The 26,929-nt window shown below is 54.9% G+C and carries 24 protein-coding genes; 23 read left to right on the forward strand and 1 reads right to left on the reverse strand.

Annotation, left to right across the window (positions count from 1 at the left end):
• The first annotated feature begins 34 nt into the window (after positions 1 to 34).
• The 10 genes from ribF to E0L35_RS01760 all read left to right on the forward strand — a co-directional run bounded on the left by ribF (position 35) and on the right by E0L35_RS01760 (position 9,822).
• On the forward strand, positions 35 to 1,147 hold the full coding sequence (ribF, locus tag E0L35_RS01715) for a bifunctional riboflavin kinase/FAD synthetase (RefSeq protein ID WP_138799421.1): 1,113 nt from the start codon (positions 35 to 37) through the stop codon (positions 1,145 to 1,147).
• Positions 1,131 to 4,001, forward strand: coding sequence for an isoleucine--tRNA ligase (ileS, locus tag E0L35_RS01720; RefSeq protein ID WP_138799422.1), 2,871 nt, complete (start codon positions 1,131 to 1,133; stop codon positions 3,999 to 4,001). The genes ribF and ileS overlap by 17 nt, the downstream gene beginning before the upstream one ends.
• Positions 4,002 to 4,011: 10 nt before the next feature.
• Positions 4,012 to 4,557, forward strand: coding sequence for a signal peptidase II (gene lspA / locus E0L35_RS01725; protein ID WP_249362067.1), 546 nt, complete (start codon positions 4,012 to 4,014; stop codon positions 4,555 to 4,557).
• A 19-nt stretch (positions 4,558 to 4,576) separates the two neighbouring features.
• Positions 4,577 to 5,023 (forward strand): FKBP-type peptidyl-prolyl cis-trans isomerase, encoded by a 447-nt coding sequence (gene fkpB / locus E0L35_RS01730; RefSeq protein WP_022521982.1) that lies wholly within the window; start codon positions 4,577 to 4,579, stop codon positions 5,021 to 5,023.
• 38 nt (positions 5,024 to 5,061) lie between these two features.
• Positions 5,062 to 6,039 (forward strand): 4-hydroxy-3-methylbut-2-enyl diphosphate reductase, encoded by a 978-nt coding sequence (ispH, locus tag E0L35_RS01735; RefSeq protein ID WP_027956921.1) that lies wholly within the window; start codon positions 5,062 to 5,064, stop codon positions 6,037 to 6,039.
• 81 nt (positions 6,040 to 6,120) lie between these two features.
• Positions 6,121 to 6,516, forward strand: a complete 396-nt coding sequence (locus E0L35_RS01740; protein ID WP_283241525.1) for a type IV pilin protein — start codon at positions 6,121 to 6,123, stop codon at positions 6,514 to 6,516.
• Between the two features lie 165 nt (positions 6,517 to 6,681).
• Positions 6,682 to 7,113, forward strand: a complete 432-nt coding sequence (gene pilV / locus E0L35_RS01745) for a type IV pilus modification protein PilV (protein ID WP_138799424.1) — start codon at positions 6,682 to 6,684, stop codon at positions 7,111 to 7,113.
• Entirely contained in the window at positions 7,110 to 8,219 is a 1,110-nt protein-coding gene (locus E0L35_RS01750; protein ID WP_138799425.1) for a type II secretion system protein, read from the forward strand. The genes pilV and E0L35_RS01750 overlap by 4 nt, the downstream gene beginning before the upstream one ends.
• A complete protein-coding gene (locus E0L35_RS01755) occupies positions 8,219 to 8,650 on the forward strand; it encodes a hypothetical protein (protein ID WP_138799426.1) in 432 nt (143 codons plus the stop codon). The genes E0L35_RS01750 and E0L35_RS01755 overlap by 1 nt, the downstream gene beginning before the upstream one ends.
• Before the next feature lie 149 nt (positions 8,651 to 8,799).
• The gene (locus tag E0L35_RS01760; protein WP_022521989.1) at positions 8,800 to 9,822 is read left to right on the forward strand and encodes a tryptophan--tRNA ligase; all 1,023 of its coding nucleotides are present in this window, start codon (positions 8,800 to 8,802) and stop codon (positions 9,820 to 9,822) included.
• Positions 9,823 to 9,961: 139 nt separating this feature from the next.
• On the opposite strand, the gene E0L35_RS01765 is transcribed toward E0L35_RS01760, so the two are convergent.
• Entirely contained in the window at positions 9,962 to 10,480 is a 519-nt protein-coding gene (locus tag E0L35_RS01765; protein ID WP_009287534.1) for an Hcp family type VI secretion system effector, read from the reverse strand.
• Positions 10,481 to 11,122: 642 nt separating this feature from the next.
• Here E0L35_RS01765 and tssB point away from each other — a divergent pair.
• The 13 genes from tssB to tssA all read left to right on the forward strand — a co-directional run bounded on the left by tssB (position 11,123) and on the right by tssA (position 26,924).
• On the forward strand, positions 11,123 to 11,632 hold the full coding sequence (tssB, locus tag E0L35_RS01770; protein WP_138799427.1) for a type VI secretion system contractile sheath small subunit: 510 nt from the start codon (positions 11,123 to 11,125) through the stop codon (positions 11,630 to 11,632).
• A 53-nt stretch (positions 11,633 to 11,685) separates the two neighbouring features.
• On the forward strand, positions 11,686 to 13,167 hold the full coding sequence (gene tssC, locus E0L35_RS01775; protein WP_009287536.1) for a type VI secretion system contractile sheath large subunit: 1,482 nt from the start codon (positions 11,686 to 11,688) through the stop codon (positions 13,165 to 13,167).
• A 15-nt stretch (positions 13,168 to 13,182) separates the two neighbouring features.
• Positions 13,183 to 13,614 carry a type VI secretion system baseplate subunit TssE gene (gene tssE, locus E0L35_RS01780; RefSeq protein WP_022521991.1) on the forward strand — a complete coding sequence of 144 codons (432 nt, stop codon included), beginning with the start codon at positions 13,183 to 13,185 and terminating at the stop codon, positions 13,612 to 13,614.
• A gap of 18 nt (positions 13,615 to 13,632) precedes the next feature.
• Complete coding sequence (gene tssF / locus E0L35_RS01785) at positions 13,633 to 15,396, forward strand: type VI secretion system baseplate subunit TssF (protein ID WP_022521992.1); 1,764 nt, start codon at positions 13,633 to 13,635, stop codon at positions 15,394 to 15,396.
• Positions 15,360 to 16,379, forward strand: a complete 1,020-nt coding sequence (gene tssG / locus E0L35_RS01790; protein ID WP_027956916.1) for a type VI secretion system baseplate subunit TssG — start codon at positions 15,360 to 15,362, stop codon at positions 16,377 to 16,379. Before tssF ends, tssG begins: the two co-directional genes overlap by 37 nt.
• A 3-nt stretch (positions 16,380 to 16,382) precedes the next feature.
• The gene (tagH, locus tag E0L35_RS01795; RefSeq protein WP_138799428.1) at positions 16,383 to 17,849 is read left to right on the forward strand and encodes a type VI secretion system-associated FHA domain protein TagH; all 1,467 of its coding nucleotides are present in this window, start codon (positions 16,383 to 16,385) and stop codon (positions 17,847 to 17,849) included.
• Entirely contained in the window at positions 17,846 to 18,385 is a 540-nt protein-coding gene (gene tssJ / locus E0L35_RS01800) for a type VI secretion system lipoprotein TssJ (protein WP_009287538.1), read from the forward strand. Before tagH ends, tssJ begins: the two co-directional genes overlap by 4 nt.
• Complete coding sequence (tssK, locus tag E0L35_RS01805) at positions 18,385 to 19,719, forward strand: type VI secretion system baseplate subunit TssK (RefSeq protein WP_041159246.1); 1,335 nt, start codon at positions 18,385 to 18,387, stop codon at positions 19,717 to 19,719. Before tssJ ends, tssK begins: the two co-directional genes overlap by 1 nt.
• Positions 19,720 to 19,722: 3 nt before the next feature.
• Positions 19,723 to 20,568, forward strand: a complete 846-nt coding sequence (gene icmH / locus E0L35_RS01810) for a type IVB secretion system protein IcmH/DotU (protein ID WP_138799429.1) — start codon at positions 19,723 to 19,725, stop codon at positions 20,566 to 20,568.
• An 8-nt stretch (positions 20,569 to 20,576) separates the two neighbouring features.
• Complete coding sequence (gene tssH / locus E0L35_RS01815; RefSeq protein WP_138799430.1) at positions 20,577 to 23,198, forward strand: type VI secretion system ATPase TssH; 2,622 nt, start codon at positions 20,577 to 20,579, stop codon at positions 23,196 to 23,198.
• 4 nt (positions 23,199 to 23,202) lie between these two features.
• Positions 23,203 to 24,786, forward strand: a complete 1,584-nt coding sequence (locus E0L35_RS01820) for a sigma-54 dependent transcriptional regulator (RefSeq protein ID WP_138799431.1) — start codon at positions 23,203 to 23,205, stop codon at positions 24,784 to 24,786.
• Between the two features lie 62 nt (positions 24,787 to 24,848).
• Positions 24,849 to 25,442, forward strand: a complete 594-nt coding sequence (gene vasI / locus E0L35_RS01825; RefSeq protein WP_246638222.1) for a type VI secretion system-associated protein VasI — start codon at positions 24,849 to 24,851, stop codon at positions 25,440 to 25,442.
• An 18-nt stretch (positions 25,443 to 25,460) separates the two neighbouring features.
• Positions 25,461 to 26,924, forward strand: coding sequence for a type VI secretion system protein TssA (tssA, locus tag E0L35_RS01830; protein ID WP_171051084.1), 1,464 nt, complete (start codon positions 25,461 to 25,463; stop codon positions 26,922 to 26,924).
• The last annotated feature ends 5 nt before the right edge of the window (positions 26,925 to 26,929 follow it).

A 26,929-nucleotide genomic window follows, 5' to 3' on the forward strand; every position in this document is an offset into this window, starting at 1 on the left:
CAGAGGCTTTATGTCCTCCAACGGCTGAGGTGCCATGCGCGTCATTCGAGGTCTGCACAACTTGAGAGCGGCTCATCGTGGCTGCGTTGCCACCATCGGTAATTTCGATGGGGTGCATCGCGGCCATCAAGCCATCCTGCAGCAGTGCCGAGAGCATGCGGCGCGCTGGAGTGTGCCGTTAACAGTGGTGGTGTTCGAGCCCCAGCCGCGTGAATTTTTTGCCGGTGATCAAGCGCCGCCGCGTTTAACCCGGCTACGCGAGAAAGTACGGCTGCTCCGCGATTTTGGCGCTGAACAGGTTCTCTGCTTGCCGTTTAACGATGCGCTGCGCAGCCTTACCGGGCGTGAGTTTATCGATCAGGTGTTGATTGATGGGCTAGGCGTTAAGCACTTGGTCGTGGGCGATGATTTTCGCTTCGGCTGCGACCGCCGCGGTGATTTTGCCCTGCTGGCGGAGGTCGGGCGCGAACAGGGGTTTGGCGTAGAGCACACGCGTACTTTTACCGTGGATGACGAGCGGGTCTCCAGTTCGCGGGTGCGTACGCTGCTTGCCAGCGGCAATTTTTCTGCTGCTGCGCGTTTGCTGGGCCGCGTCTATTCGTTACATGGCCGAGTGGTGCGCGACCAGCAGTTGGGGCGCACCATTGGTGTACCGACTGCCAATTTGCCGCTGATGCCCCAGCCATTAACGCTGCGTGGGGTTTATGCGGTGGTGGCTGAGCTTGAAAATGGCGAGCGCTATCCAGCAGTGGCGAATGTGGGCTTCCGCCCTACGGTGGGTTCGGAACGGCCAACGCTGGAGGTGCACCTGCTGGATTTTAAAGGTGATCTCTACGGCCAACGCATGACGGTGTTTCCCTGCGCGCGCCTGCGGGGCGAGGTGAAGTTTGACAACCTTGAGGCACTTAAAGCGCAAATTGAACGTGACCAGGCCCGCGCTCGCCACTATTTAACGGCGGCAATAGGTGGGCAAAACAGCGCTGACCAAGAGAACGCTGAACAGGACTATTCGCTTCCGCTGGCCTCGGCTCCGCTTGGGCGTGAGGCCATGTCTTCAAGTGCAATGTCTTCAAATGCGGTGTCTTCAAACACGATTCCTTCTGATTCTTCTTCGGCGGATGATGCCGCCGATGCTAACAACGGCTGACCGGACTATGGATTACAAGCACACGCTGAATTTACCTGAAACTGATTTCCCCATGCGCGGCATGCTGCCAAAGCAGGAGCCAGGGCGGGTTTCCCAGTGGCAGGATATGAACATTTACCAGCGCCTGCGGGAAGCGCGCGCGGGTGCGCCGCTGTTTGTGTTGCACGATGGCCCTCCCTACGCCAACGGCAGTATTCATATTGGTCACGCCGTTAATAAGATCCTTAAAGATATTATCGTTAAATCGAAGAATTTAGCCGGCTTTGATGCGCCTTATGTGCCCGGCTGGGACTGCCACGGCTTGCCCATTGAGCACAAAGTAGAAACCACTCACGGCAAGAACCTGGCGCCGGAACATGCCCGTGAGCTTTGCCGTGAATACGCTGGCGCCCAAGTTGAAACACAGCTGGCCGACTTTGTTCGTTTGGGCATTATTGGCGATTGGGATCACCCATACCGCACTATGGATTTCGCCAACGAAGCGAGCGAGATTCGTGCTTTGGCCGAGATGGTCGACGCGGGTTACGTGTTTAAAGGTTTGAAGCCGGTCAACTGGTGCTTTGACTGTGGTTCGGCGCTGGCGGAAGCCGAAGTCGAGTACGCTGATAAGAAATCCGACGCCATCGACGTTGCTTTCCCGGTAGAAGATGCCGACAAGCTCGCCGCCGCCTTTGGCTTAAGCGAACTGGCCAAGCCTGCGGCAGTGGTGATCTGGACTACCACGCCGTGGACCATTCCGGCCAACCAGGTGCTCAACGTTCACCCTGAGTTCACCTATGCACTGGTCGATACTGGCGAGCGTTTGCTGCTGCTGGCGGAAGAGTTGGTGGAGAGCTGCCTGGAGCGCTTTGGCCTGCAAGGCGAGGTAATTGCTACGACCCAGGGCAAAAACCTCGACCTGATCAATTTCCGTCATCCATTCTACGATCGGCTCTCGCCAGTCTACCTGGCAGAGTACGTCGAGTCTGAGGTGGGTAGCACCGGTATCGTTCACTCCGCGCCCTCTTACGGTATGGATGACTTTATCACCTGCCGCGAGCATGGCATGGAGTTTGATGACATGCTCAACCCGGTGCAGGGAAATGGCGTTTACGTTGACGACCTGCCGTTCTTCGGCGGCCAGATGATTTGGAAGGCCAACCCGCATATCGTCGAAAAACTGCGCGAAGTGGGTGCGCTGATGGCGCATATCCCGATCAAGCATAGCTACATGCATTGCTGGCGCCACAAAACGCCGGTGATCTACCGTGCCACGGCGCAGTGGTTTGTGGGAATGGACATCGAAGGCAAAGATGGCAAAACTCTGCGTGAACGTGCCCTTGAAGGTATCGAAGCCACGGCATTTACGCCTGCCTGGGGGCAGGCGCGACTGCACAGCATGATCGCCAACCGTCCGGATTGGTGTATCTCCCGCCAGCGTAACTGGGGCGTACCGATCCCGTTCTTCCTACACAAGCAAACGGGCGAGCTACACCCACGTACCGTTGGATTGATGGAAGAAGCCGCCAAACGCGTTGAGCAGGAAGGCATCGATGCCTGGTTCAAACTTGAGCCCGCGGAACTACTGGGTGCTGAAGCGGCGGATTACGACAAAGTCACCGATACTCTCGATGTTTGGTTCGATTCCGGCACTACCCATCGCCACGTACTGCGCGGCTCGCACCCTCATGGCCACGAAAACGGCCCGCGGGCGGATCTCTATCTGGAAGGCTCTGACCAGCACCGTGGCTGGTTCCACTCGTCGCTGCTCACCGGCTCGGCGATTGACGGCCATCCGCCTTACCGTCAGTTGCTGACCCACGGCTTTACCGTCGACTCCCAGGGCCGCAAGCAGTCCAAGTCGCTAGGCAATGTGGTCGCGCCCCAGGAAGTGATGGATAAGCTGGGTGGCGATATTCTGCGCCTATGGGTCGCTTCCACCGACTACTCCGGTGAAATGGCGGTGTCGGACGAGATTTTGAAGCGCACCTCCGATGTGTATCGTCGGATTCGGAATACCGCTCGCTTCCTGCTTTCGAACCTTAACGGCTTCGATCCAGAGAAAAACCAGGTAGCGTTTGGCGATATGCTGGCACTGGATCAGTGGGTGGTGGATCGTGCTCACCAATTACAGGCGCGGATCGAAAAAGCCTACGAAGAGTACCGTTTCCTGGATGTTTACCAGCAGGTGCATGGTTTCTGCGCCCGTGAGCTTGGCGGCTTCTATCTGGATGTGATTAAAGACCGCCAGTACACCACGCAAACCGATTCGTTGGCGCGGCGCAGTGCACAAACCGCGCTCTATCACGTGGTGGAAGCGCTGAGTCGTTGGATTGCGCCGATTCTCTCCTTTACCGCTGAGGAGATTCACGAAAACATCCCCGGTAAGCGCGGCGACAGCGTGCTGCTGGAGACTTACTACACTAACCTTGGCAGCCTGGAAGAAAATGCTGAACTGGGTCGTGCTTTCTGGGAGCAAGTGCTGGAAGTCAAGCACTCGGTCAACAAGTGTCTTGAAGATGCCCGTAATGCCAAAGTCATTAAAGGCAGCTTGGCAGCTGAAGTCACGCTGTATGTCAGCGATGACCTGCAGGCGACTCTGGCTAAACTGGGTGATGAACTGCGCTTTGTGATGCTGACGAGCGAAGTCACGCTTAAACCCTTGTCTTATGCAAGTGAGTCTGATGCAGGCGATGCAGAAACGACGGAACTTGATAGCTTGAAAGTCTCAGTCAAAGCCAGCGACAACACCAAGTGCGAGCGCTGCTGGCACCATCGCCCGGATGTCGGTACTCATGCTGATCATCCGGATCTATGTGGTCGCTGTATCAGCAACCTCCCCGAAGGCAGCGGTGAGATTCGCCACTATGCGTAAAGATAAAAGCATGCCTAACGAACAACAGGCGCCTAAGGATACAAACGCACGGCCGACGATGCAGCGGCCACTGCGCTGGCTATGGCTGGCTGTGGCAGTAATTGCCTTGGATTTGATCACCAAATACGTGGCCAGCAGTCAGTTAGGCTATGCCCAGCCGGTCGAAGTACTGCCGTTCTTTAACCTGACGCTACTGCACAACACTGGCGCAGCGTTCAGCTTTTTAGCCACGCATCCTGGCTGGCAGCGCTGGTTCTTTGCGTTGATTGCTGTGGGAGCCAGCGTGGCGTTGACGGTGTGGCTTTCACGCATCAAACACGATGAAAAGTTATTGGCGATAGCGCTGCCGCTGATTATTGGCGGGGCGCTGGGGAATCTCTACGACCGCCTGGTGCATGGCTATGTGGTCGACTTTTTATCGTTTCACGTCGCTGGGTGGTACTACCCGGCGTTTAACGTGGCGGATATAGCGATTACCCTGGGGGCGGTCGCTTTAATCTGGGAATCCATTATGGGCGAGCGGCGGCGCAAAAAAGCGGCCAAGACTTCCCATTAATCGAACGTTGAGAACTGCAATGAGCGACTATCTGATCGATGAAGGCATGGAGGTGACGCTACACTTCACCTTAAAACTGGAAGATGGCACTTTGGTGGACTCCACCAAAGACAAAGCACCGGCTACCTTCGAGTTTGGCGACGGAAATTTGCCGCCCGGTTTTGAGCATCCGATTAAAGGCTTGGCTGCGGGGCAGGAGGGTACCTTTCAGATAACCCCTGAGCATGCATTCGGCCAGCACAACCCGCAAAATATTCAAACCCTGAAGCGGGCAGATTTTGGCGATGAAGCCCCGGAAATTGGTATGGTAATGTCGTTTGCCGATAAAGCGGGAACGGAATTGCCAGGTGTGGTCAAAACCATTGACGGTGATCGTATCGAGGTGGATTTCAATCACCCGTTAGCAGGCCGCACTCTCACCTTTGAGGTCGAAGTGCTCGACGTCAAACCGGTGACAACGCATTAATTCACTAAGCGATGCCGCTTACGCATCAAGGCGCTACTATGCAAACGACGCAAGCACAGCCCATACAGATCAAGTTAGCCAATCCGCGTGGTTTTTGTGCCGGTGTGGATCGCGCGATTGATATCGTTAATCGCGCGTTGGATGTGTTTGGCCCGCCGATTTACGTGCGCCATGAGGTTGTGCATAACCGCTTTGTGGTCGAAACGCTGCGCGCTCGTGGGGCAGTGTTTGTTGAAGAACTGGATGAAGTGCCGGACGATGTCATCGTCATTTTCTCCGCCCATGGCGTTTCCCGTGCGGTGCAAGCCGATGCTGAGCGGCGGGGCTTGAAGGTATTCGACGCCACCTGCCCGCTGGTCACCAAAGTGCACTTGGAAGTATTGCGCTACGCCAAGCGTGGTCAAGAGTGCATTCTCATTGGTCATGAAGGCCATCCGGAAGTTGAGGGAACTATGGGGCGTTATGACACCTCCCACGGTGGGCGTATCTACTTGGTAGAGGATGAAGAAGACGTCGCTAAGCTGGAGGTGAATGATCCCTCAAAGCTGGCCTTCGTGACCCAAACTACGCTGTCGATGGATGATACCGCTAAGGTGATCGACGCGCTGCGCGATAAGTTTGCCGAGATTCAGGGGCCACGCAATGACGATATTTGCTACGCCACGCAGAACCGTCAGGATGCAGTACGTGAGCTAGCGGCCCAGAGCGATCTATTGCTGGTGGTGGGCAGCCCCAATAGCTCCAACTCTAACCGCTTGCGAGAACTTTCTGAGCGCATGGGCACGCCCGCCTACTTGATCGATAACGCTGACCAGATCGACCCCAAGTGGCTTGAGAACGTAGCGCGTGTAGGCGTCACCGCAGGCGCCAGTGCCCCTGAAGTATTGGTGAAAGGTGTGATTGCCAAGTTGCAGACCATGGGGGCTGCATTACCTGAAGAGCTACAGGGCCGCGAGGAGACCATTACTTTCTCTATGCCAAAGGAGTTGCGTGAAAAGGTGATCGCCAGCAGCTAACCATAGGCCTCGCAATGCAATGCGTATTGGTTTGCGACATACTAAAACGGTATGAGCCCACTAATACAGGAGCGAAGCCGCGTGTCTTATACCTCTCATCTTTCGACTGGCCGTTCTTTACTGAATGGCCAGCGCGGCTTCACCCTCATTGAATTGATGATTGTGCTGGTGATCATCGGCATCGTCGCCTCCATTGCCTACCCCAGCTATACCCGCTACGTGCAAAAATCAGTGCGAACCGACGCCCACGCAGGCCTTATGCAAGCCGCTTCAGAGCTTGAGCGCTGTTACACGCGCTCTTACAGCTATAGCTATTGCACCATCAGCGAGTTATCCCCCGAAAAAAATTATGAGATTGCTGAGAGTATTAACGGTGACGGCTACCTACTGACTGCGAGCACCGTTCAAGATGATGGCTGTGAAGAGGATATAACCTTAAGTTCGAGTGGCGAAAGGTTACCCAATGCCTGTTGGTGAGTTAAGGCGACAACGCTTTCAAAGTGTGGGCAACGCTGCCACTTCCAACTGTCCTGACTCTCCCTGCGAAATGACGTTAAACCCCACCCATCAAAGTGCTTCAGCTCCTTCTGTAACGCTGGTGATTAGCACATCGGACAGCCTTCGCAGGAAGGAGAGTGAATCATGAATTCTCAGCGCGGCTTTAGCTTATTGGAAGCGCTAATCGCACTGGTGGTTCTCTCGATTGGCCTGATCGGCGTTGCCGCCATGCAGCTTAAAGCACTGCAAAGTGCCAATGCAGGCTATCAGCGTTCGGTGGCAAGTGTTGCGGCTGTGGATGCTCAGGAGCGGCTTTGGGCTCAGCTAGCCACGCTCGAAACAGGCCAGACCTGCGAGGATGTCGACATCTCCGGCGTGCAGAGTGCATGGAAGGAACATTGGTTTCAAAATAGTGATGCGACACCGCTACGGGGAGCCTCTTCTTCCCACAGCTATATTGCAAAAGATGACAGTGGAAGTGATTGTCGCATTGACGTGACTGTGGCCTTGGGCGAGAACAATGACGATCAATTTAGCTACTTCTTTCTTCTTCCCAAGGTCGAGAGCTCACCATGAGGCAGCGTCAGCAGGGCTTTACACTGGTGGAGTTGATGGTGGCGTTGGCGATCGGCACGGTCATTATCCTTGGGGCTGGCCAACTGTTTCTAACGACCTTTCAGACCTTTCAAAATGTTGACAAGGTAAGCCGTAAGCAAGAGAACCTGATTTTTATTGCCCAGAGGCTTACCAGTGAAATTCGTCAAAGCGGGCCGGGTCGCTATACGTTACGGTGTGAACAGAGTCAGGATGCCTGTAGCTGTACGGTGGCGGATCAGGAAGAGAATGGGCAGCCGCTGGTAAGTTTTCTGAAAGATGTACCGAATCATGATTCGCCAAGCCAGTGTAATGAGGACGAGCACGTGTTAGGCGAACTTGTGCCGGGTGATGCGCCGCTTTACCGGGTGGAACTGCCCTTAGAGAACAATGGTGAGGCGATTGTATTTCATGTCATGGAGCGACAGGGCATATATACCAGCTTCTTTGATACTCCTACCAGTCAGAAGGGGAAAGGCGATGCAGTGATTGCGGGAGGTGACGTGAGCGGAGCAGAAAATATCCTGGTAAGTGAATCAGCGGTCAACTCGAATTTAGACCTATCGATTATCCCTTCTCCGCAATCAAGCGACTCGCATGATTACTACACGGGTTATATCAATAACATTAAAAATTTGGACGGCGTGATCGCTACTTGTGCCGAGAATGACATCATGTCTTTATCGGGAAAGGCCTTTTATTGCGATGGCAATATAAATAAGTTAAACGTGACTGAACTTAGTGGAAAGCTGGTCGTAGTAGAGCAAGACATTTCAATACAGCAGAATGATAACTCCTCAGTCACTGATGTCGCCATTGTCGCTGGTGGCGAAATTAATTTTAATGGCAATAATACCAATGCACTGTTTCGAGGACTTATCTGGGGAGCGGGTAGTGTCAATTTAAGCATGTCTGGCGTTGAGTTTGTTGGTAGTGTTATCTCCAATGGCTCTGTTGTATTCAATAATGTCAATAGTATTAATGCTGACCTGAGTGTTTGGGAGTTACTGTCAGTATATGGTTATGAGTTCTCTATGCGTCAAGCATTAGAGGGTTTGTCAGAAAATATCGATTTTGGTGACGACTGATGACTCTGCAAAATCGTCAGAAAGGCGCTGCATTGGTCATCGTCATGGCGCTACTAGCCGGGGCACTGCTATTGGGGACTGCCGGCATGCAGTCAGCAATCATAAATGAGCATTTGGCAGGTAACTACCGGATAGTGGCGCAAGCCAATATGAATGCAGAGTCGGCTTACGCAAAAGCGGTTGAGGAGAATCTCGAAACAATAAACTGGGGTAGTGAGTCTTATGACCAAAATTATATTGAAAAGATGAATTGGGAGAGTATCAAAGGGCTTGGGAAGGTCGTAGATCAGTGTGAGGGGGAGGCCTTCCTGTGTTTTTATTTTCCTTTGCTTGTTGATGGAGAAAAGTGCTTCGTCGCGTTTGGAGCTGTATATGATGATCAGGAAGAGCCGCTTGCCTTTAGTGACCCCTATTTTCTTTTCATCGATTGAGCATTTCTTTCAGAATGATAACGGCATAATGCTCTTGTAAATCCTCACCACTCTCTGCGGATATTGTAAAACCAAATTCTGCCTGTCGCATCCCCAGGTTCATACAAGTATCATACGACAATGTACGTTCAATGATGAGCCTAAAAACCATGAGCCAGACCGCAAAAACCCGCGTCCTCACCGGTATCAACACCACCGGCACGCCCCATTTGGGCAACTATGTTGGAGCGATCAAGCCCGCCATTGAGGCAAGCCAGGATCCCAACGTGCAGTCGTTCTATTTTCTGGCTGACTATCACTCCCTCATCAAGTGCCAAGACCCTAAGCGGGTGCAGCAGTCTCGCCTGGAGATTGCCGCGACTTGGCTTGCGCTAGGGCTGGATACCGATAACGCCATTTTCTATCGCCAGTCTGATATTGGCGAAATTCCCGAGCTGATGTGGATGCTCTCCTGCGTATGTGCCAAAGGTTTGATGAATCGCGCCCATGCTTACAAAGCAGCGGTGGCTGAAAACGAAGAGGCAGAAAACCAGGATCCTGATAAAGGCATTACGATGGGCCTTTTTGGTTACCCTGTGCTGATGGCGGCGGATATTTTAATGTTTAACGCCAACAAGGTGCCGGTAGGGCGCGATCAGATTCAGCATATTGAAATGGCGCGCGATATCGCCGGGCGCTTTAACCATCTTTATAAAGGGCAGCACTTTACCCTCCCTGAGGCCGTGGTAGACGACAAAGTACAGCTGTTGAATGGCCTGGATGGGCGCAAGATGTCCAAAAGCTACGATAATACGATCCCGCTCTTTTCCGCTGAGAAAAAACTGCAGAAGCTGGTACGTAAGATTAAGACCAACTCGCTGGAGCCCGGTGAGCCGAAAGATCCAGACACCTGCACGCTGTTTCAAATCTACTCCGCTTTTGCGACACCTGAAGAGACCGCTAGTCTACGTGAGCAGTACGTGAACGGTATTGGCTGGGGCGCGGCTAAGGATCAAGTGTTTGAGTACTTGAATGCACACTTGAGCGCGCCGCGTGAACGCTATAATGCGCTGATGGAAGACCCGGCCCACATTGAGGCTGTGTTGCAAAAAGGCGCCGAACGGGCGCGGGAAGAAGCTGTTGTAACGATGGATCGTCTCCGTTCAACGGTAGGTTTGGGGCGGTTTGTTTAATCCCAGAGCCTTGGCGCAATACCAATAGCGAAACACCTGCAGCAATAGAGCAGAAACGACGAAGCCCCTTCCAAGTGGAAGGGGCTTCGCTTGTTTCAGGCCTTGTTTTTCAGGCCAGGGCTAGGCTATTAGCAACAGCTTAACCTTCGATCGGGGCGCGCCAGTCGTCGGAACCAGAGGTGCCAGCAACAGTGTGTTCCCAATCAATTTTACGGTAAGCCAGTGACACGTCCATCAACTGGGTGAATTCAGACTTGGTGATGTCTTGGGCGTGTGGCATACGCAGGTTGATGTCAACGATAGTGGCATCGGTCAGCGTGGTCGTGAAGAAGTGCTCCTGCTTACCTTCAACAGAGGTGCGGTACCACTTCAGCTCAACGTTGGGCAGCATTTCACCAGACGCTAGTGCGTTGTACATCAGCGGTACTGATTTGTTCAGGGCAACGGTAAAGATAAAGGGCTTGTGTGCACGCTGACCGGATGGCTGACCAGACTGCGGATCAGTGGGTACGGTAACGACATGCTTAAATTCTTGTACCAGCATTTGGTCTTCATGGCCCTCAACGTAGATGTTGCCTACGGAGTCAGGGGTAAAAGCGCCTGCTGTGATGTTGCCCTGAGTTTGGCCTTCGATGCTGATATAACATGGTGTTGGCATGGTCTGCTCCTTGACTGAAAAATTAAAGAAATGTCACGTGGACGAAGACAATAGAGCAACTTCAGGGCCAAGTTTTTAAATTTGTTATATATCAATATGTTATGTGTTTGTTGTGTAGGGCGCTTCTTTCTGCGGGGCAAAAAGTTGCCTGCGCTGGGCAAGATATTGCCTGGCAGGGCAACAACTTGCTTGCTTGCTCGTTACATCTACAAGCGCTTAGTAACGCTGGGTTGCATCTACCGTTACCTTGCTTTATGACTAAAGCCTTTCTTGGGATTTTAAGCAGAACTAGGGCCATGGGAGCAATATTTTTGCCGCTAAAAATGACGGCGCTGCCCATTTAAGCACCTCTCTTGTATGAATTTTGCTCTCCGTTTTGTAAGAAATCACTGACAGTTTTTGTAAGAGATCTCTTACAAATGCGGTTTTTAATAATTAGTTTTAATTAGCTTCTTTTATTGTGCTGCTAAAATTCGCGAAAAAGGTCGTAAAACACGTCTTCTTGAAAGTCTTCTTCTCTCAGATTGTCGCAGTACCTGCTTAGAGCCATTTGGTACTTTCGGTGTAAATCCGGTACTTTCCCGCAATTAATAAGCATTCTTCTTTGAATCGAAAATGTTCTAATTTTTACGGGCGAAAACCATGGCTAAGCAAGGAACGGTCGCGCCGAAAGAGCGCATCAATATCAAGTATGTACCCGCTACAGGTGATCAGCAGTCCGAGACTGAACTGCCGTTGAAATTATTGGTGGTCGGTGACTTCAAGGGAGGCGAGGAAGATACCTCCATTGAGGAGCGTGAGGCTGTTTCTGTTGATAAGAATAACTTCCAGTCTGTTATGCGCGAAGCGAACCTTGGCTTGCAGGCTGCGGTTCCCAATCGGTTGCAAGAAGAGGGTGAAGCAAGCGATTTGGCCGTCAATTTGGAATTTAAATCACTCCATGATTTTGCGCCCGACAGTATCGCTCGGCAGGTGCCGGAGCTGCGTAAGCTAGTCGAATTAAGGGAGGCGTTGGTGGCATTGAAGGGGCCGCTGGGCAACGTACCTGCTTTTCGTGATCGTTTGCAGAAGCTACTCGAAAGTGACGAAACGCGTCAGCAGCTGTTGGCGGAGCTAGAGCTGCTTGATTCTGACCCTAATCGTAACGATTAAGCATTCTTATTTTCGTGCTAGTCCAGTAACCGGATTGTATTCGAGGCATCTCTATGAGTGATACGGCGCAAAAGAAAAGCCAAACGGTGGAAGCCCAGGAAGAGGTTTCTTTACTTGACCAAGTGATGGCGCAGACGCGTATGGCGCCAGCGGATGAGGGCTACGACGTTGCCAAGCAAGGCGTTGCCGCTTTTATTTCCGAACTGTTAAGCGGCGAGAACGCTGCCCCGCAGGTTAATAAAGCCGTTGTGGATAGCATGATCGTTGAACTTGACCGGAAAATTAGTCGGCAAGTTGATGAGATTCTTCACGACAATAGCTTTCAGCAGCTGGAGTCTGCGTGGCGTGGCTTGAAGCTGTTGGTCGACCGCACCGATTTCCGCGAAAACATTAAGCTTGATGTGCTTCACGCCACCAAAGAAGAACTGCTGGATGACTTTGAGTTTGCCCCGGAAATTACCCAAAGCGGGCTCTACCAACACGTTTATGCTGGCGGGTATGGTCAGTTTGGCGGTGAGCCGGTAGCAGGGATTATCGGGCATTATGATTTCACCCCCTCGACCCCTGATATGAAACTACTGCAGCACACGGCTGCTGTAGGGGCGATGGCCCATGCGCCGTTCCTGTCAGCGGTGGCGCCTTCCTTCTTCGGCATCGATAGCTTTGAAGAGCTGCCCAATATCAAAGATTTTAAAGCCATCTTTGAAGGGCCCAAGTACGCGCGCTGGCGTAGTCTGCGCGAGTCAGAAGACGCGCGCTATTTAGGTCTGACGGCGCCTCGTTTCTTGCTGCGGATGCCCTACGACCCGGTCGAAAACCCCATCAAGACATTTAACTATCGTGAAACCGTCAGCGAAGATCACGACCATTATCTTTGGGGTAATACGGCGTACCTGCTGGCCGAGCGCTTGACTGACAGCTTTGCAAAATACCGCTGGTGCCCGAACATTATTGGCCCTCAAAGCGGCGGTGCGGTTGAAAACCTGCCTGTCCATACCTACGAAGCGCTAGGCCAGTTGCAGGCTAAAATCCCCACAGAGGTGCTGGTAACGGATCGCCGCGAGTTCGAGATGGCCGAAGAAGGCTTTATTTCGTTAACGATGCGTAAGGGCAGCGATAACGCTGCTTTCTTCTCGGCTAACTCCGTACAAAAGCCCAAGGTATTTCCGAACACGCCCGAAGGCAAAGACGCTGAGACCAACTACAAGCTGGGTACTCAACTGCCGTATATGTTCATCATCAACCGCCTGGCTCACTACATTAAAGTGCTCCAGCGTGAACAGATCGGTTCATGGAAAGAGCGTCAAGACCTTGAGCGTGAGCTGAATACCTGGATCCGCCAATACGTGGCCGACCAAGAGAACCCGCCCTCCGATGTACGCAGCCGCCGCCCGCTGCGTGCCGCCTCTATTCAGGTGTCGGATGTCGAAGGCGATCCGGGTTGGTACCAGGTGTCTATGTCGGTGCGCCCGCACTTTAAGTACATGGGTGCCAACTTTGAGCTGTCGTTAGTCGGGCGTCTCGACAAGGAATAAGGGAACCTCTCCATCATGGCTATTAACCATGGCAGCCTGCTAGGTAGCCGTCTGTTTGAGCGTCTTGCGATGCCTGAACAGCCGTTAGCGCATGGGGAGGATGAGAGGCTGGCGGAAACTGTTGAGTCGATCAAACGACACTTAGTGGAGTTGCTCAACAGTCATCCGGGCAATAGCGCCTGTGAGCCTGAGTTGGGGTTGCTGGACTTCAATGATGCAACGATCGGCGTGCTGGATTTAGAGCTGAATATCCAGCGCGCCATTCGGCAATGCATCGAACGCTTTGAGCCGCGGGTTCAGCACGTTGAAGTTGAGTCATTACCCAATAATGGCGATCCCTTACAACTGCATTTTCAAGTACATGCCACCGTAGCGTTAGGGCGAGATAACGCCCACGCCACGATCGACTTATTGCTCAATAATAAGCGCTATCAGTGTCTTAACTGATAGGCTTGCGAGGCCCGAATGCTAAATCGCTATTACCGGGACGAGCTCAATTTTCTGAAGCGCCAAGGGCGAGAATTTGCGGAGGGCAACCCCGGCCTGAGTCGCTTCTTGTCAGAGCGCAGTACCGATCCTGATGTTGAACGTCTATTAGAAGGCTTTGCCTTTCTAACTGGCCGTATGCGCGAAAAAGTGGAGGATGAGTTCCCCGAACTTACCCATTCGCTGATCAGCATGCTATGGCCGAACTACTTGCGCCCGGTGCCTAGCATGACTGTGGTGCAATTTACCCCTACGTGGCATGCGCTGAGTACCCACCAGCTCCTGGAGCGGGGTACGGAATTGGCCAGTAAGCCAGTGGATGGCACTACCTGCATGTTTCGCACTTGTCATGACGTGACGCTCTATCCGCTCGAACATGCGGGGGTTGAGGCACGCCATACACGCGATGCCTCCATTGTTGAGTTGGCGCTTGATGTACATAGTGATCAGCCCCTCAGCGCGATGGGGATTGATACATTGCGTCTGCACCTGGGTGGAGACGCTTATACAGCGCGCACGCTTTACCTGTGGATGAGCCACTACCTAGCGCGCGTAGAACTGGAAATTGATGGCAAACGGCTGCCTCTGCCCAAGCAGTTGCTGCAGCCGGTTGGTTTTGATCGCCATCATGCACTACTGCCCTACCCGAGGAATGTGTATCAAGGGTATCGGATACTGCAGGAATACTTGTGTTTTCCAGAGGCTTTCCATTTCTTTGATGTAACAGCCCTGAGCCAACACTTGCCGGCCATTCCCGCAGACAAAATTATTTTGCGCCTAGAGTTTGAGCGTACGTTACCGACCGACGCACGGGTGAGAGACGAGCATTTCGCTTTGTATTGCTCGCCGGCGATCAACCTGTTCTCTCACGATGCAGAGCCTGTTGATGTTAGCGGGGAGCGCAGTGAATACCGCATTCACCCCAATAGTCGATCTCCCGGACACTATGAAATTTTTAGCGTCGATAAGGTGGAAGGCTGGTTAGAGAACGAGACCGGTAAAGGGCGCGGTACGCCGCGTGAGTACGTGCCTTTTGAAAGCTTTCAACACCAAGTCAAGAGAGACCGTGGCAACGATGCCTCCTACTACCGTCTTCGCGTGCGCGACAGCTTGCGCGGGGATGGGTTTGATCACGACATCTCCTTTGTGCGTGGTGATGAGCGCAGCTACATCGGCATGTCCGAAACCGTCTCGCTCGGATTGACGTGTAGTAACCGAGAGCTGCCTGAGCGTTTGACGGTAGGCGATATTTGCTACTCAACGGAAGAGAGCCCCTCGTATGCCATGTTTCAAAATATCACCCGCCCCACGCCAGTGTTGCGCCCCACGCTGGATGGCAGCTTGCTATGGACACTGATTTCTAATCTATCGCTTAACTACTTATCGCTACTGGAGCGTGATGCGCTGTGTTCTGTGCTGCGTGCCTACGATTTCCGTGCCTTGGTCGATAGGCAGGCCGAGCGAGTGGCTCAAAAACGGCTGGCAGGCATTGTTAGCATTGAAACCCAGCCCATTGATCGGCTGAAAAGAGGGCTGCCCATTCGTGGTCTGCGTTCGGTCATGACGCTAGATCAAGATGCCTTTGGCGACGAAGGGAGTCTGTATTTATTTGGCAGTGTGCTGGCGCGGTTCTTCTCCTTGTACGCCAGCATCAACTCGTTTCATGAGCTGCATGTTATTAACCGTCAAAATCACGAGCGCTACAAATGGACCTTACAGTCGGGGCAACAGCCTCTGATGTAGCGCTTGCCCCTTTGATGGCAAAGGCGCGGCGTTACGATTTTTATCAGCTAGTAGAGCTTCTGCATCGTCATCATGGCGATGACCTAGAGTGCGCTCAGCGAGGTGCGCCCGCTTTTGAGCGCGTGCGCTATAGCGCTTCAGCGTCACTAGGCTTTCCCAGCAGTGATGTGCTCTCACTGGCTTTTCAGCCTGAGGGCCATTATGAGCTGGAAGTTAGCTTCTTGGGTCTGCAGGGGTCTCAGTCGCCGCTGCCCAGCTATTACCTTGAAACATTGGCACATGAGGCAGCCCACCACGACGGTGTTGCAGGCGATTTCCTGGATTTTTTCAATAATCGCTTACTGGCGTTAGTGCACCGCAGTTGGCGTAAATATCGCCACTACATCCGCTATCAGGATGGTGCTAGCGATGGGTTCTCGGCGGCCATTTTTGCTTTGGTGGGGTTGGCGGACAGTGACCTGCGCGTTGAGACGCCTATCAACTGGAGCAAGATGCTGGCTTATGCCGGTTTGCTGGCAGGCCGTTCGCGTTCACCCGAGGTCGTCTGCAGCATCGTAGGGCACTGCTTTGACCTTGATGATGTGCAGATTGAAGAGTGGGTACATCGCTGGGTTCAGATTCCGATGGATCAACGCAGCCGAAGCGGTATGGCAGCAATGACGTTAGGCAGCGATGTAGTGGCCGGTGAGCGCGTTGCTGATGTTAACGGCAAATTTGTGCTGGGTTTATTTGGTCTTACTTTGGAGCGTTTTCGCGACTTCCTACCCGATGGCAGGGAGCATGCTCCATTGCGCACCTTGGTTGAGTTTGTGCTGCGCGAGCCGTTGGCCTACGACCTAGAGCTAGAGCTGTTACCCAGCGCCGTAAAGCCGATGCGGTTAGGCGATGCTGGCACCTGCCAGCTCGGCTGGACCACCTTTGTTAATCCCGAGTCCGGCAGCGCCTCAAAACGCCGCCGAGTGCGTATTCAGATGACAGGTTAAACAATGAACGCCAACCCAATTTCCGCTGTAACGCTGGTCATTGCCAATAGTGAGCGCCTAGAAGGCCGTTCAACAAGTAGTCATGTCTTTCATGAAGTCGGCGGCACCTTAGGCTGCTCAACCGATGATGACTGGTTATTGCAAGATCACGCCGGCCGAATTCGCCCGCAGCATGCCCAAGTGAGCAAAATTGACGGCAAGTTCTGCCTGATTGATAGCAGCGGGCACACCTTTATCAATCGCGCCACCCTGCCGATTGGGCGAAACCGTAAGGTCGCTTTGAGCGAGGGCGATGAAGTACTAGTCGGCGAGTACCGTCTTAAAGTGCATTTGGGTGATCGGCAGAGTACTCAACCCGGTGCTCAACCTCTGGCCTCGTTAGTCAATGAAGAGCAGGAGGCGGTAGATGCGTATGGCCGCCCGTTGGTTCAAGAAGACCAGCCGCTACGTGCGGAAGCCGCAAAAAAAGAAGATCCCATGGAGGCACTTGGCGGGGTAGCGCGTGGAGTGGGGCACGAAGACCCAATGGCCGCTCTCGACCCTCGTGCTGCCAATGCTCAGCTTTCCGAATCCATTGAAGAGATGCCTGAGTTGCTTGGCTCCGAGCGGCGCGTTGAAGGAAGTGTGGGGCGTGATCAGCAAGAGCGGCGCGAAGGCGCTGTTCGCATGCCAGCGATCAAACGCAAGCTAGGCAGCCATTCACCGGACAGCTATTCACCAAGCGGTTATTCACCAAGTAGTCATTCGCCAAACGGCTATACAGCAGGCAACCAGACAGAGAGGAGCAGTAGCATGGATGAGCGGGCAATAGATGACCTCGAACGTTCCGTTGGCGAGCAGTTAGAGGATCGCTGGCAAAAACCTAGTGGCCGTTCACTTGGCCATGTGGGGGCCGACCCGCTATTGAGGGGGTTGGATATCGACATTCCCTTCCGTGATAGCGAAGAGCAGCAGGCGTTTCTTGAAGAAGCGGGCCATACGTTACGGGCTGCTATTAATGGCTTACGTGCTCTGCAGCAAACCCAAAACGATAGCAAATACCCCCTCCGGGATCGTCGTTTACAGCCTATTGAAGATAATCCCCTGCGCCTTGGCCAGGCGTACGAGGCCACTGTCGAGACGATGTTTTCGGCCCAGCGCAGCCCGGTTCACCTTTCGGCGCCCGAAGCAGTGGGGGAGTGCCTGCGTCATCAAGGCCATCACCAAGCGGCAGTTGAGGAAGCCATTGAGTACGCCCTAACCGCTATTTTGGATGCCTTTTCACCTGAAGCGCTGCTCAAACGTTTCCATGCTTATCGGGGGGCAGGCACCCGCATTGAAGATGAAAACAGCTGGGCCTGGGAAATGTACCGCCACTACTACCACGAGCTTAACTCAGGCCGCCAGCTAGGTTTCCAAAAACTGTTCTGGGAGGTTTTCGAGCAGGCGTATGACCAGTCTGTTCGTCGCCAGCAGCGGGAGGGCGCATGAGCAAGGCCAAGAGCCTCGGGCTTGTTGGGGTGCTTTTAGTGCTGCTGTCAATCACGGGCTGTGCCTCGACCCGTGAAGCAGCCGGTAAAGCCTGGGAAGTCATGCTAGACCCCTCGATACCGGTTGGCTATCCAGAAGATCAGCCCACGCTGGTCGATTTAAGCATGGTCGCAGAGCCCGATGTGAACCCAAACATCGATGGCGAGGGGACGCCGCTGCGCTTTCAAATTTTGCAGCTTAAAGATGACTCCATGCTAATGGCGGCTGACATGGATCAGTTAAGTGAGGATATGGAGGCGGCATTGGGCACGAACTATCTGACCCATGACGACTTCACCTTGCTACCTGGCCAGTGGAAATTCTACGAACCCTTCGCCATTGAAGAAGACACGCGCTATATCGGTTTGATTGCGTTCTACGCTGAGCCAAACGAGGCGGAGTGGAAGAAAGTCGTCAAAGTGAAGGCCAGTTCAGAGAATTATCACTTGCTGGTTCATCTGCGCAACAGTGAAGTAGAACTAAGGAAGGAAGAGTGATGGCCAGTCGCAATCGCGTGGTATGGAGTGAAGGGCTATTTATCAAGCCGCAGCACTTTCAACAGCAGCAGCGCAGCCTTGAAGGGTTGATTGATACGCGGCTTAAAGGGGTTAGTCACTATCTGTACGGATTTTTGACCCTGGAGTTGAACAACGAGTTTTTAAGCTTTGGCCGGATTGCGATTAGCCGGGCGAGTGGCGTCATGCCCGATGGCGTTGCTTTCCAATTGCCTGAGGATGATTTAGAGCCTTCTGCACTGGAAGTTGTTGATGCGGGCATTACTAACCAGGTGGTCTATTTAGGCTTGCCGCTAGCCACGGATAGCGTCGGGGAAGTGCGCTGGCCCGATGACGAACTGCCTGCACGTTATCGCCTTTCGCCGCGCAGCGTGCGCGACCTGCACTCCCGCGACGGTGATATGGCCGACCTGGATGTGGCGCGCGTTTCACCGCGCTTGTTGTTAGAGCAAGAAGACCGCAGTGGTTATGCCTGCTTGGCCGTTACGCGCATTCTAGAGCGTCGCCCCGACGGCAGCTTGGTACTGGATGAGCAATTTATCCCCACCTTAATGAACGTGCAAGCAGCGCCAAGCCTGCAGCGGTTTGTGGGTGAGATGGCGGGTTTGATGCGAGAACGGGCGCGTAATATTGCTCAGCGGCTGTCGACCCCCAATCAGGCAGGGGTGGCCGACGTAACGGATTTCATGCTGCTGCAGCTACTGAACCGTGCTCAGCCACGTTTTCAGCATCTGGCGCGGTTAGGGCAAGTTCACCCGGAGCGGCTTTACGACACCATGCATGAAATAGCCTGTGAACTGGTGACGTTTACCGATGAGTCGCGTTTGCCGCCTGAATGCCCTGCTTATGACCATGAGCATCCCGAACGTGGGTTCCGGCCCTTGATGCAGATGATGCGCCAAGCGCTCTCCACCGTGCTTGAACCCCGCGCGATCGCCATTCAGATACAGACACGGAAATTCGGCCTACTGGTGGCGCCGCTTTCGGATACCAGCCTGTTCGAAACAGCCGAGTTCATTTTGGCAGTGCGCGCCGATATGCCTAGCGAGCGCCTGCGTAAGCAGTTTCTACAGCAAACCAAAGTGGCCAGCGTCGAGCGTATTCGCGACCTTATTAGTCTGCAATTACCGGGTGTGCCCTTGGAGCCGTTACCGGTGGCCCCTCGCGAACTGCCTTATCACGCAGGTTATACCTACTTCCAACTCAGCCGACAAAGCGAAGCCTGGGGAATGCTGGATGGTGCAAGCGGTTTTGCCTTCCACGTGGCGGGCGAATTTCCCGGGTTGGAGATGCAGTTTTGGGCGATCAGGAGTTAAGCCATGCAAGATATTGCCACGCATCAAGATGACGCCAAAAACGACTACCCGATGGGTGAGCCGGTTCGCCATGAAGATCAAATAAAAGACAGCGGCGTTGAACAGTTGGTGCATAGCCATGCCCAGCACCTGAATGCTGACGAGGACTATTGGTTTCGGCTGCGCGGGCACAACTTAAACCCGCTGGTCGATGCATCGAGCAGCCTGCTGGGCATGGCGGTGCGCGTCCGACAGGTGGACGGCGCTGATGATCTCGAGCGCTTATATCGTCAGGTAGTGGACGAAATTGCTTCCATCGAAATTGAGCTAACCGAGCAGGGGTATGACCGCCCGACACTGCTCGCCTACCGCTATGTGCTCTGCTCGTTTATCGATGAAACCGTGATGGGCATGCCCTGGGGGAGGCAGAGCGTGTGGGCTGAGCACTCGCTGCTAGCGAGGTTTCATAATGAAACCTGGGGTGGCGAAAAAGTCTTCTCTATCCTCGCGCGGCTGCAGCAAGAGCCTCATCGCTATCGCGACATGCTGGCTTTTATCTATTTGTGCCTGTGCCTTGGGTTTGAGGGGCGTTACCGGGTGAAAACCCATGGTCGTGAAGAGTACGACCAAATTGTACGCGCGCTTGGCGATCAACTGGCGTCGCTTGATGAGCCACCAGATGAGCTGCTGACCCAGCCACTTAGGCATGTGGTGAAAGGGCGTGGCAAAGGGATGCACGAGGGGTTACCGCTGTGGGCCATCTTTGCCCTGTTCGGCGTTACGTTGGTTGGTATTTATTTGGGGCTTTCTTGGTCGCTGGATCAGCAGGCTGAGCAAGTCAGAGCTTTACTCGATCAGATTTATCGTTAGGAGATAGCATGCTTAGGGTAGAGCTACCGGCGCTTATTAGTCGACTGAATGGAATTTCTCGTCATGGCCTCGAGCAGGCCGCCGTGCTGTGCGCAGAGCAGCAAGCGCCTGAGGTGACCACCGGGCACCTGCTGCTGGCGCTGGTCGACCAGCCGCTATGTGATGTGCGCTTACTGCTGGAAACGCTTGATATTGATGTCGAGGAACTGCGCGCAAGAATGGCTGAGGAGAGCCGTCCGCCTCGTGATCTTGAGGTGTCGACACCCAGCTTTTCGCCGTTATTGGTAGAGCTGCTGCAGGACGCGTGGTTACTGGCAGCCACCGAGTATGGACATCAAGCGCTTCGCAGCGGCGTGCTTTTCACGGCGCTACTGCACAACGCCCCGCGCTATTTAGGTCCGAAGAGCACGACGCTACTGGAAGATATCAATCGCGAAAATCTACGCCGCCACTTGGAGCGTCTTACGGCCGATTCAGCCGAAGCACCTCGGGAGGGTGCCGACGCTAAACAACGCCAGGCTGCTCATCCTGCTGGCGATGACAGCGCACTCGCCCGTTTTGCTACCTCGCTGACCGAACAGGCGCGCAAGGGGGAGCTTGACCCCGTTCTGGGGCGGGATCCAGAAATCGACCAAATGCTCGATATTCTGGGTCGTCGGCGCAAAAACAACCCCATTGTGATTGGCGATGCCGGGGTAGGTAAAAGTGCCGTGGTCGAAGGGCTGGCGGCACGCATTGTGGCGGGACAAGTACCCGCTGCGCTGGCAGATGTCGAGCTGCTGACCCTTGATCTAGGTGCACTGCAAGCCGGTGCCGCGGTGAAAGGCGAGTTTGAAAAGCGCCTTAAAGCGGTGATCGACGAAGTCAAAAACGCCCCGCGTCCCACGCTGCTATTTATAGATGAAGCACACACGCTGATCGGTGCTGGTAACCAGGAAGGTGGCGGTGACGCGGCCAACTTGCTCAAGCCCGCCCTGGCCCGGGGCGAGTTGCGTACTATCGCCGCCACTACCTGGCGTGAGTACAAAAAGTACTTTGAAAAAGACCCGGCGCTGTCGCGGCGCTTCCAGCCCATTGCGCTTTCCGAGCCAAGCGTAGAACAGGCACTGGTCATCCTGCGCGGTTTGCGGGATGTGTATGAGCGCGCCCACGGCGTGCTGATCGGCGATAGCGGCCTGCGTGCTGCCGCTGCGCTTTCTGCCCGTTACCTGGCCGGACGGCAACTGCCTGACAAAGCCATTGATGTGCTGGATACCGCCTGTACCCGATTGGCGCAGGCTCTGGATACCCCGCCCCGCAAGCTAAGCCACTTACAGAGTGAACATATCGCCGCGCTGCGTGAGCGCGATCAGGTCGAGCGTGAACGTCTGCTGGGGCGCGAACCGGATAGTGAACGCCACCACGACTTAACCGAACGCTTAGCCAAGCTGGAAGAGGAGTTGGCAAGCCTGGAAGCCGCCTGGCAAGCGCAGCGCGAATGCGTCGATGCCATTGTGGCGCTACACCGCCAACTGCTAGAGGCAACGGATAATGATGCCGTTGATCAACTTCCCGAGGGCGTGCATCAAGAACTCGCCGAACGGGAGCAGCAGCTGGCCCAACTGCAAGAGACGTTTGCGCTGGTTAATCCCAGCGTTGAAGAGGCGCAAATTGCCCAGGTGATTGGCGACTGGACCGGCGTACCGGTCGAGCGTATGACCAGCGACGAGCTAACCCGCCTCACCGAACTGCCGACCCATCTGGATGCGCTAATCCAGGGGCAGGGCAGTGCGATTGAGCGTATCCATCGCCACTTGCTAACCGCGCGTGCGGATCTCCGTCGCCCGGGGCGGCCATTGGGCGCATTTCTGCTGGTAGGCCCCAGCGGCGTGGGTAAAACCGAAACCGTGGTGCAAATTGCCGACCAGCTGTATGGCGGTCGTCAGTTTCTTACCACGATCAATATGTCGGAATACCAAGAGAAGCACACGGTTTCACGTCTGATTGGTTCGCCGCCGGGGTATGTCGGGTTTGGCGAGGGCGGGCTACTCACCGAAGCGATCCGTCAGCGCCCTTATTCGGTGGTGCTGCTGGACGAAGTCGAAAAAGCCCATCCCGATGTGCTTAACCTCTTCTACCAGGCGTTTGATAAAGGCGAACTGGCCGACGGGGAAGGGCGCGTTATCGATTGCAAAAACGTGCTGTTCTTCCTGACCTCTAACCTGGGCTACGAAGCCATCGTTAGCTATGGCGATGACCCAGCAGCGCTGGATGCTGCGCTCTACCCGGTGCTGGCTGAGTTCTTTAAACCGGCGCTATTAGCGCGTATGGAAGTGGTGCCTTACTTGCCGCTGGACGGCGATACCCTGCGTGACATCGTCAAGGCCAAGCTGGATACCTTGGCAACACGCATCCGTGAGCGCCATCGCCATGCCGAGGTGGTGCTGGATGACAGCCTGGCCGAGGCAATTTGTAAACGTGCGACGCGGAGTGAAAACGGCGCACGCATGCTAGAGTCGGTGATCGACGGTGAACTGCTGCCGCCGCTTTCCCGTGCCCTGCTTGAGCGTATGGCACGGCGCGAGAACGTTAGCCGGGTAGTGTTGGGCACGGATGCCGACAGCGGTGTCTTTACTGCGGAGGTGGCATAGCGCCATGCAGGTAAAGGCTCTTGACCAGCGCAATGCTAGCGAAGCGCAGCCTTTAGCTGGGCTGGCGGCTATGCCCATGGCGCTTGCGTTGGTTGAAAGTACCACACCACGGGAGCTGCGCTTACGCAGTCGGCAACTGCTGGGTAATAGCCTGGGCTTGGCGTGGGTGGAGTGCCTCTATCTAGACAGCAGCGGCCGCTGGGTGGGCCGTGATAATAGTGAGGCGCGCTTCAACTGTGATGAGTTTAGTCACCCCTACGCCCATGCCATCCGCAGCGGTAAACCGGTGACACTGGGCGTGGGGGAAGCGCGTACCCGGCTTGATCATCCCGGTTTTCAAGCCCAAATAGCCTCCCTCAGTGGCGACTTGCGGCTACACGTGAGGCCGTTACGACTCCAGGACAGTTCGCGGGAGTGGCTAGGCGTGCTGGCCTTCGTCACGGAAGCGGCAACCTTGACGAACCTCATGGAGTGTAGCGATTTTGTCGCTTTTGAGGCCCTGCTGTGTCGGTTGTGGTCGCGCCTGGCAAGCAGTCAGGGAGAGCGTCAGAAATCAGCGGTATTGCGTGACTCGTTAGCCAAGCTCAATGACAACACCCGGCGCCAGGGGTTAGCGGCCAAGCTGGCGAGTGATTTGCTGGGTAACTCCATCGCCATGCAAGAGCTTCGGCAGCAGGTGATTCGTGCAGCCGAAACCAATTTAGCGGTGCTACTGCAGGGTGAAACCGGAACCGGCAAAGACCTCGTGGCGAGAGCGATTCACCGTTTCTCGGCACGCGCCAAGGCGCCGTTCATGGCGATTAACTGTGCCGCGATCCCCGAGTCGCTGCTGGAGTCGGAGCTGTTCGGCCACTCCAAAGGGGCGTTTTCAGGCGCTGACCAGGCCAGGGAAGGGCTCATCGCCCAAGCCGACGGCGGTACGCTGTTTCTGGATGAAATCGGCGATATGCCGCTAGCGCTGCAAGCCAAACTGCTCAGGGTACTGGAGAGCGGCCGTTATCGGCCTCTAGGGTCGAACGAAGAACGCTGTGCCGATCTGCGTCTTATTGCGGCTACCCATCAGCCGCTACGCGAGCAGATCAAACAGCAGCGGTTTCGCGCTGACCTCTACTATCGCTTAGGCCAATTCCCGCTTTCGCTGCCATCGCTGTCGGCACGGCGTGAAGACATCGGTTTTCTGGCCGAGCACTTTGTTGCTGATTTCTGTGCCCGGGAAGAACGCAGCGAGATGGGCATCACGCCCGCCGCGTTGCGGCAGCTAAAAGAGCGTGATTACCCCGGCAACGTGCGTGAGCTCAAAAACTTGATCGATTATGCCTGCGCCATGACCCCCGCCGGTGGCGATATTGAAGCCTTGCTCCTGCCCAGCGATACCGCCAGTGGCGCTGATTCAGCGACATCAGAAGCCAGCGGCACGCTGAATAAGATCCATGATCTGCGCCAAGCGGTTCGCGATTATGAAGCGCAATTGATTAGCCAGCGATTGCTTTACTACGGCGGGAATCGTGCCCTTGCAGCAGAGAGCCTGGGAATACCCAAGCGAACGCTCTCCCACAAATGCCAATTGCTAGAACTGGATGCTAAATGAAAGTGACATTCGTAAGTTGCCGATGGCAGCACAGGCTATTGATTTGCCTCTGGCTATTAAGCATGAGCAGCGCACTACAAGCAGAGGATAGCGCAGCTGTATTGGAACAGGCGCATCAGTGTGGCCAAGAAAGCTCACGTTTGGATCGCCTGGGTTGCTACGACAATCTTTTCCTGGACGAGCAGAGCACACCGAGTGATAGCGCTGAATTGCCGCCTCTTTGGCATGCAGTTGTTAGCCAAGAGGAGAAACGCAATCCCGATGACTTTGGCCTGATAGTCAGCGCCGAGGGAAGCCAGGTATTAATGACGGTGCCCGCACGGGGCACAACGCCTCCGCGGCCCGTCTTGGTACTGGCTTGCGAGAAGTTAATTACCCGCTTCCAGGTGCACCTGCCCAATGCCTTGGATACGCCCCGCGTGTCGTTGCGGGTCGTCGCGGATGGACGTGATGTCTCTCAACAATGGCGAGTGCGCGATGATGGCCACGTGGTAAGCGGTGGGCGCGGCCTGCCCGCCATTGAAACGCTGCGGCAATTATTGAGCGCCAACGAGCTTGTGTTGAGTAGCGACGCAGCGGCTCTGGACGGGCTGCGTTTTGATGTATCAGGACTGCGTCAGCAAATTCAACCGCTTCGCAGCGCCTGTCGCTGGTAGTGGGTAGAGGAGTTCGTGATGCGTATAACGGCGGATAGTCACCTTGAACCCCTGCTAGCGCCTCTGCCTGCCAATGAGCAGGGCGAGGAGATCGGCGTTGTGCTGGAGGACAGCGCCGACTACCTGCGCCTTGAGGCTGAAATGATGAAGGTCGGCTCATTGCAGCACCAAGACGTTGAGTGGGATACGGCAGAAACATTAGCCATCACTATGCTCAGCCATAAGGGCAAAGACCTAAAGGTGTTGGGACACTTGCTGCACTGCCTGCAGCATGAAGGCAATGGCGTGCGTTTCGCGCTTTCCCTAAGGCTGCTGGCTGGCTGTCTTGAAGCCTGGTGGGCGTTGGCATACCCCTTCAATGGCGCACGTGGGGCTAAGTTGCGGCCCAGGCTGTTCCAGCAATTTACCCAACGCACGCTGAAGCTTGCCGCGGGCCTCGACTTTCATAATGCCGAGGATGAGTTTCTGGCCTGCCGCCACTCGTTGGAAAACCTGCAAACGTTAGCCGCGGACAAGCAGTTGCCCGCTGACTCACTTGACGAGCTGATGCGCCTGCTGGATGAAAAACAGCCTAATCAAAACCGTGCTGCATCGGACTCTCAAAGTGGCAACGCGTCCGGTGGCGATGCACGGACGGCCGCATCTGCTTCCTCCAGCGGGGCTGAAAAGGCTGATCAGCCCGGCGGCGCAAAAGCCCCCGAGCTACGCCTGGAAGCGGGTAATGAGCGCGCCAACCGCCAGTCGCTACTCAAAATGGCCGATTTTCTAAACGAGCAAAACCCGGGTGAGCCGCTGGCATACCGCTTGCGTCGCTATGCCATCTGGAGCGTCATTCAGGCGTTACCTGCTGCACGGGAAGGCGGGCGTACCGAGTTAGCCCCTGTGGCTGCTGACCGGGTGGCGGATTATCGAGAAGCGCTTTCCCGCGGCGGTGACGAAGCGCTTTGGCAGCGCATAGAGAAAAGCGTTGCGGTCAGTCCCTACTGGTTAGAAGGACATCGCTTGAGTGCCGAACTGGCCAAGCGCCTAGGGCGGCCGCGCTGCGCTGAGGCTATTCGCGATGAGTCGGTGCGGTTTGTGGAAAGGCTCCCCGGTATTGAGTCGTTAACGTTTAACGATGGCTCGCCTTTTTTAGATAAAGAAACGCAGCAGTGGCTGTATAGCGGTGCTGGCAACGGCGTAAATGACGGCGCCGGTGGCGGTGAAGCATGGCACGCGGGGTTAGAGGAAGCGCGTAGCTATATGGGGAGTGAAGGGTTAGGGCCTGCCTTGCAGGTGCTTGACCAGGGGTTAGCGTCGGCACGCTCCTTGCGCGAGAGCACGTACTGGCGCTTGGCCAGCGCTGATTTGCTGCAGGAGGCGGGGCTAGAAACGCTCGCCCAGCAGCACTACAGCACGCTGCACCAAACTGTTAATGAACTTGATTTAGAGCAGTGGGAACCAGCGCTGGTTTCGCGGCTTCAGGCATCGCTTAGGACATGACAACG

The organism is Halomonas sp. ATBC28 (assembly GCF_005937175.1).
GTDB lineage: Bacteria > Pseudomonadota > Gammaproteobacteria > Pseudomonadales > Halomonadaceae > Vreelandella > Vreelandella titanicae.

Excerpts from the sequence above, each read along its gene's own strand:
- ribF (WP_138799421.1), top strand. The coding sequence starts at position 35 with ATGCGCGTCATTCGAGGTCTGCACAACTTGAGAGCGGCTCATCGTGGC.
- ileS (WP_138799422.1), top strand. The coding sequence starts at position 1,131 with ATGCTAACAACGGCTGACCGGACTATGGATTACAAGCACACGCTGAAT.
- lspA (WP_249362067.1), top strand. The coding sequence starts at position 4,012 with ATGCCTAACGAACAACAGGCGCCTAAGGATACAAACGCACGGCCGACG.
- fkpB (WP_022521982.1), top strand. The coding sequence starts at position 4,577 with ATGAGCGACTATCTGATCGATGAAGGCATGGAGGTGACGCTACACTTC.
- ispH (WP_027956921.1), top strand. The coding sequence starts at position 5,062 with ATGCAAACGACGCAAGCACAGCCCATACAGATCAAGTTAGCCAATCCG.
- pilV (WP_138799424.1), top strand. The coding sequence starts at position 6,682 with ATGAATTCTCAGCGCGGCTTTAGCTTATTGGAAGCGCTAATCGCACTG.
- E0L35_RS01750 (WP_138799425.1), top strand. The coding sequence starts at position 7,110 with ATGAGGCAGCGTCAGCAGGGCTTTACACTGGTGGAGTTGATGGTGGCG.
- E0L35_RS01755 (WP_138799426.1), top strand. The coding sequence starts at position 8,219 with ATGACTCTGCAAAATCGTCAGAAAGGCGCTGCATTGGTCATCGTCATG.
- E0L35_RS01760 (WP_022521989.1), top strand. The coding sequence starts at position 8,800 with ATGAGCCAGACCGCAAAAACCCGCGTCCTCACCGGTATCAACACCACC.
- E0L35_RS01765 (WP_009287534.1), bottom strand. The coding sequence starts at position 10,480 with ATGCCAACACCATGTTATATCAGCATCGAAGGCCAAACTCAGGGCAAC.
- tssB (WP_138799427.1), top strand. The coding sequence starts at position 11,123 with ATGGCTAAGCAAGGAACGGTCGCGCCGAAAGAGCGCATCAATATCAAG.
- tssC (WP_009287536.1), top strand. The coding sequence starts at position 11,686 with ATGAGTGATACGGCGCAAAAGAAAAGCCAAACGGTGGAAGCCCAGGAA.
- tssE (WP_022521991.1), top strand. The coding sequence starts at position 13,183 with ATGGCTATTAACCATGGCAGCCTGCTAGGTAGCCGTCTGTTTGAGCGT.
- tssF (WP_022521992.1), top strand. The coding sequence starts at position 13,633 with ATGCTAAATCGCTATTACCGGGACGAGCTCAATTTTCTGAAGCGCCAA.
- tssG (WP_027956916.1), top strand. The coding sequence starts at position 15,360 with ATGGACCTTACAGTCGGGGCAACAGCCTCTGATGTAGCGCTTGCCCCT.
- tagH (WP_138799428.1), top strand. The coding sequence starts at position 16,383 with ATGAACGCCAACCCAATTTCCGCTGTAACGCTGGTCATTGCCAATAGT.
- tssJ (WP_009287538.1), top strand. The coding sequence starts at position 17,846 with ATGAGCAAGGCCAAGAGCCTCGGGCTTGTTGGGGTGCTTTTAGTGCTG.
- tssK (WP_041159246.1), top strand. The coding sequence starts at position 18,385 with ATGGCCAGTCGCAATCGCGTGGTATGGAGTGAAGGGCTATTTATCAAG.
- icmH (WP_138799429.1), top strand. The coding sequence starts at position 19,723 with ATGCAAGATATTGCCACGCATCAAGATGACGCCAAAAACGACTACCCG.
- tssH (WP_138799430.1), top strand. The coding sequence starts at position 20,577 with ATGCTTAGGGTAGAGCTACCGGCGCTTATTAGTCGACTGAATGGAATT.
- E0L35_RS01820 (WP_138799431.1), top strand. The coding sequence starts at position 23,203 with ATGCAGGTAAAGGCTCTTGACCAGCGCAATGCTAGCGAAGCGCAGCCT.
- vasI (WP_246638222.1), top strand. The coding sequence starts at position 24,849 with ATGAGCAGCGCACTACAAGCAGAGGATAGCGCAGCTGTATTGGAACAG.
- tssA (WP_171051084.1), top strand. The coding sequence starts at position 25,461 with ATGCGTATAACGGCGGATAGTCACCTTGAACCCCTGCTAGCGCCTCTG.